1 protein-coding gene is annotated in these 961 nt (G+C 33.2%); it reads left to right on the top strand.

Annotation, left to right across the window (positions count from 1 at the left end; translation table 11 throughout):
- The first annotated feature begins 132 nt into the window (after positions 1–132).
- Positions 133–828, top strand: coding sequence for an NHL repeat-containing protein (locus tag AC1EU5_RS15970; RefSeq protein WP_480193418.1), 696 nt, complete (start codon positions 133–135; stop codon positions 826–828).
- Positions 829–961 lie beyond the last annotated feature (133 nt).

Here is a 961-nt window from a genome sequence, read left to right as displayed (position 1 = left end):
ATCCGTTGCTCGTTAAGTCGTTTAAGTGAAACTTTGTATATTAACAGTGTATCGATTCCTACTCTGAAAATCCTACTCGGATTTTCGCCGCAACGGAATCATACATGAACACGTTACCTGCAAGCTGAAAAAATGACGCTAACTAGAATAACAGATAAAAAAGGAACAAGTTACTTACACGCAACCAAGTCCGAAATCTTCATAATTGACTGGAATGATGGAAAGACACCTGTGTTTTATGCGTTTGATAAAAACAAAGTTTTACAAGTAGTTGATAAAGAATATTTCGGATTAACAACAGTTGGCGAAAACTATAAAAAAATAGAAGAACAACTGCTCGACCCACTTGAAGATTATTGTTCAACAAAAGGAGATAATGGAGATATATACTTTTGTACTCATCGAGAAGACAAATTATATCGATTTGATAAAAATGGGAATAAAACTTTTGAATGGCAAGTGGAAATTGGAGTTGGTCATCCGATTTATGATATTAAATTTGAATCACCTGACTTCATGTGGTTTGCGTTCCCAACTGGGCAAACAGTTTCACAAGCTTCAATTTCGGAGAAAAAGGAAATTTTCAAAATTGGAGAATATTCTTGGGATGACAATTCTGAATTTTTGAGTTATCCAGAAAGTATTTTTATAAATAAAAGTCATTTGTTTATTCCAAATATGGGAAATAACAGATTATATAAAGTTGATTTAAAAACAAAGGAGTTAACTTTAATTAAAACATTTGACGAGAAAATATGGCAATACACCCAAACTGAATTCGGAACTTTTATAGTAACTGATACTGGAATTTATGAACTAATAGAATAATGGAAAAAAGCCAGCAGGTAACAACGCGTATAGCTCATGCCGTTGGCAAACACAAAAATTCATTACCTTTCATTTTAATAAATTTTCGTGTTACTCACTCAAGCCCTTGAACGGCACGAGCCATACACGAACA

The sequence above is a fragment of the Maritimimonas sp. 2405UD52-3 genome, assembly GCF_056591715.1.
The sequence above is the reverse complement of the archived record's forward strand: the minus strand, read 5'-3'. Positions and strand labels throughout refer to the sequence as shown.

What these genes read in the sequence shown, in the direction of transcription:
- AC1EU5_RS15970 (WP_480193418.1), top strand. Translation starts at nt 133, where the DNA reads ATGACGCTAACTAGAATAACAGATAAAAAAGGAACAAGTTACTTACAC.